This is a genomic window from Streptomyces sp. NPDC054863 (assembly GCF_053610825.1).
Map to the genome: position 1 here is coordinate 1 of NZ_JBSGZD010000452.1, position 4220 is coordinate 4220.

Sequence of the window (4220 nt, forward strand, 5' to 3'; positions counted from 1 at the left end):
GTCCGCAACGGTGCCGTCCGGGGCAGCGCCCTCGGGGGCGGACCCTTCCGGCGCGACGGCCGCCGGAGCGGCGCCGTCCGGAGCAGTACCGTCCGGAGCAACGACCTGCGGAACAACGGCTTCCGGAACAACGGCTTCCGGAGCAACGACTTCCGGCGCCACCACGACGGCGTCCGGCGCGACGACCTCAGCGGCCGGAGCCGGAGCCACGTCCTGCGTACCGGCAACGGCGACAGCCTCCGGAGCGGCGACTTCCGGAACGGCGGTCACGGGGGCAACAACCTCCGGAGCCGCTACTTCCGGTGTCACAGCTTCCGGTGTCACAGCTTCCGGAATGGCCTGTTCCGGAACGACCGTTTCTGCGGCACGGTCCTGAGGCTCCTGGTGCGGCTGCGACCCGGAAGCCTGCGGCAGAACGGTCTCCGCCGTCCGGGCCGGAGCCTGGGCCTGTACCTGCACATGCGTCTCGACCTGGTCCTGCACCTGCACCGGGCCCGGGACAACGGCCGACGCCGGGGCCGGAGCCGGTGCCTGGGCCTGGGCAGCGGGGGCCTGGGCCATCGCGTAGCCCGCTCCCTGCGACTGCTCCTGCGCAGGGACCGGCAGCGGTACGGCCTGGACCTGCGGCGCCTGTGTCTGCGGCGCCTGCGCGTGCTGCCCGGACGCATCCGCCGGCACGGCCACCGGCTGCATCAGGACCTGCTCCGGGACCATCCGGGGCTGCGGCTGCGGCTGCGGCGTCCACGGCATCGGCCCCTGCGAGGGGATCTCGCCCAGCTGCGGGCCCGGCAGCAGCGCGGACCCGTCACCCGGGACGTCGAGGTACTCGGGGCCTGTGGTGGGCGGCCCCGCACTGCGCATCGGCACCTGTGTCGGGACCTGGCCCGAGGCCCGGCCGGACGGGGCGCCGGGCACCGCACCCGGCACCGTGCCCTGGCTCGGCGCGGGGGTCTGTGCAGGGCTCTGGACCTGACTCCGGACCGGGTTCTGGACAGCACCCTGGACCGGGTTCTGCACCGGACCGACCGCGTTCTGCACCGCCGCGGGTCCCCGGTCGGCCAGCGACCGTACGACGCCGCCCGAGGCGTCCGGGACTGGCGGGCCCATGTGCAGCGGGCGACGGGCCGGCGGAGGCGTCGGGGCGGCCGTGGACGCGGGCGGCGGAGGCATCCGTACGCCCGAGAAGTCGACCGAGCCGGAGTCCCGGCCACCGGCCTCGTGCGCACCGGACTCCGCGAGGTGCGGGGCGGACGCCACGGGGGCCTGCGCGGGCACCACCTGCGGGTCGCTCCACGCGCCCTGGGAGGCAGGCATCAGCAGGAGGTCGTCGTCCTCAAGTCCGGACTCTGTGGCGTTCCCTGAAGGATCGGAGGGGTCGAGGAAGGTGTAGGCGCCTGGGGCGGGGACGCCCGGCTGCTCCACCATGCCTGCGTTCTCCGGCAGTCCCTCGCCCGGGACCTGGCCGGTGTCAGTCATGCGTACCCCTCGCCCATCTGTAGCGCCAGCGCTTCTACGGCCCGGCCGCCTTCCCTTCCGCCGGCAGGACCCCGTCGCCCGGAACGACCGCTCGACACGACCGCGCCCGTCAGTGGTTGAACGAGCGGGGGTGCCGCGCGGCACGAAAGGTTCCGCGGACACCAAGCATTGTCGCGGCCCTTCGGAGCCGGGGCAGGGAGAACTGCCACGGCCCGCTGTGGGCTGCGCCACGTCGCGCACGTCCCGGGTGTGCCGTACCGCACGCGACCCCAAAGAGGGCCCCTTTTCCAGACATTGGCGAACGATCCACCAACCGCCCATCTGCGGTACAACGATCGGCCAGCCTACCCCGCGCCACCGACAGCGCTCGCCCTGGGGAGCGATCGGCAGAACATCCGTGCGAAGAAAGGGAAATGGTCCCGCCGGATCAGGTACGAGGGCCACGAAACGCCCCGCGAGGAGCCCCCGCTCGGATACGGGGAAGGTCCCGGGCCGGGTACGGGGAAGGTCCCGGGCCGGGTACGGGGAAGGTCCCGGGCCGGGTGCGGAAAGGCCTCAAACCAGGTGCGGGAAGGTCCCTGCCCAGGTAGGGACGGTCCCGCCCGGGTCCGCGGACGCCCCCCCCGTCAGGTACGGGCGTCCCGCGTCGCCCGCTCCTTGCGGCGCCCCGTCACCAGGAACACCACCGCCCGCCTGCGCTCCTCCCAGTCCCCCGCCGGATCGAGATCGACCGTCTGGAAGAGCGTGCACTCCACGGCGTAGCCGCCCTCGCCGAGGGTGCGGGTGATCGCCTCGGCGTCGTCGCGGTTCTGCGCGTGCGTGACGATCCGCTCGGGCCGCCGGTCGACGCAGGCCTGGACGACGGGGGCGCCGCCACCCCCGATGCGTACGACATCCGGTTCGGGGAGGTCCTCCAGTACGTACGGGGCGTGGCCGTGCACCACCTGGAGTTGTACGCCGAACCGCCGCGCGGCAGCCGCGTTCCGTACGCAGGCGTCCGCGCTCGCGTCGACGGCGATGACCGCGGCGCCGAACCGGGCGGCCTCGACGGCGAGCGCGCCGCTGCCGGAGCCGATGTCCCACACGAGGTCCCCGGTGCGCGGGCCGATCCTGGCGAGCTGGGCGGCGCGCAGGCCGGGGGTCTCGCCGTCGGCCAGGTCCTCCCCGTACTCGTCGGACTTCAGCGCCCAGCCGCGCAGTTCCTGCGGGTAGCCGGGTTCGCTGCCGGCGAGCCAGCCGCCGCCCTGGGCGGGGGCCTGGCTGCCGCCGATGACGATGACGACGTTGGGGTCGCGCCAGACGTGGTCGGCGACCCGGTCGGAGGTGAGGACGGTGATGCTCTCGCGGTCGGTGCCGAGCTCCTCGCAGATGACGAAGGTGCGGTGCACGCCGTCGAGGAGCAGGGCGAGTTCGGCGGGGCCCGCTCCCGGCGAGGTGAGGACGGCGACCTTGGTGTGCGCCCGGCAGACGTTGACCGCGCGGCGCAGCGTGCGGCGGTGGGCGACGACCACCTGGGCGTCGTCCCACGGCATGCCGGCGCGGGCGAAGGCGGTGGCGACGGCCGACACGGCGGGCACCACCTCGACCTCCAGGCCGAAGGCGGGTGCGCGCAGGGTCCTCACGACGCCGAAGAAGCCGGGGTCGCCGTCGGCCAGGACGACGGCGGTGCCGCGGTGGCCCGTGATCCGGCGGGCGGCGAGCTCGACGCTGCCGAGCCTGATGCGTTCGGCGCCCGGCGGCACTTCGCTCAGGGCGAGGTGGTGCGGGGCGCCCGCGACGAGGGTGGCCGCCGAGAGGGCGGACCTGGCCGCCGCAGTGAGGGGCGAACCGTCCCAGCCGATCACCGTGACGCGGTCGGCCATCGTCGTCTTGTCTCCTGAAGCGATCGGTGGGGGTGAGGGAGGCTGAGACTACCTGGTCCAGACCACTCCCGGGTCTTGCTCGCGGGGTCCTGACCGGCGTCAGTTCCAGTCGGTGTACGCGGACGCGTAGCCGCCCGCGTCCGCCATCCGGTCGGCGGACCCTTCGAGGTCCTCGGGGAGCAGGCTCCACACGATCAGGTCGGTACGGATGTTCGTCCAGCCTTCGGGGGTGCCGTTCTCGGTGCGCGTACGCGCTATCCAGGCGTTGCGCAGCACACCCTCGCTGATGCAGCCGATCTTCTGGGCGACCTGCTGGGCGGCGGTGTTGTCGGCCGGGGTGCGCAGCTCGATGCGCTCGAAGCGCTGGTCGCGGAAGAGCCACTGGGCCACGGCGAGCACGGCCTCGGTCGCGTATCCCTCGCCGCGCGCCCAGGGGGCGGTGATGTAGGAGATCTCCGCGGCCTGGATGCGCCAGTCGGTGCGGGAGAGGTGCACGAGGCCGACGAGGCGCTGGGTGAGGAACTCGGTGACGGCGAAGACGATGCCGCGGCCCTGGGTGCGCTCGGTGGGCGCGATGCGGCGGACCCAACGGTCGGCGTCGCGCGCGGTGTAGGGGTGCGGGACGGTCGTCCAGGCGGTGACGGCCTCGTCGTTCATCATCTCGATGTGCGCCGGGACGTCCGCCTCCTCGTAGGGGCGCAGCACCAGCCGGTCCGTGCTGATCGAGACGTCCGGGAAGGTGGTAGTCATGCGCTGCTCCATACCGAAGGGGCGTGAACGCACAGCATGCAGCATGCGGCGGGCGCCGCGCATGGCCGGGTCCGTGGTGCGGGTGGCGGGTGTCCCACGGGCCGAAGCCCCGTACTCCGCGCGGGAGTACGG

Annotated in this window: 2 protein-coding genes and 1 pseudogene; all 3 read right to left on the reverse strand. The window is 73.7% G+C overall.

What is annotated here, in order from left to right:
* A pseudogene (locus tag ACWGIG_RS37385) lies at window positions 1-1476 on the reverse strand (hypothetical protein); the annotation flags it as partial.
* A 626-nt stretch (window positions 1477-2102) separates the two neighbouring features.
* The gene (gene cbiE / locus ACWGIG_RS37390; RefSeq protein WP_453326179.1) at window positions 2103-3338 is read right to left on the reverse strand and encodes a precorrin-6y C5,15-methyltransferase (decarboxylating) subunit CbiE; all 1236 of its coding nucleotides are present in this window, start codon (window positions 3336-3338) and stop codon (window positions 2103-2105) included.
* A 99-nt stretch (window positions 3339-3437) separates the two neighbouring features.
* Window positions 3438-4100 (reverse strand): GNAT family N-acetyltransferase, encoded by a 663-nt coding sequence (locus ACWGIG_RS37395; RefSeq protein WP_453326180.1) that lies wholly within the window; start codon window positions 4098-4100, stop codon window positions 3438-3440.
* Window positions 4101-4220: the final 120 nt, after the last annotated feature.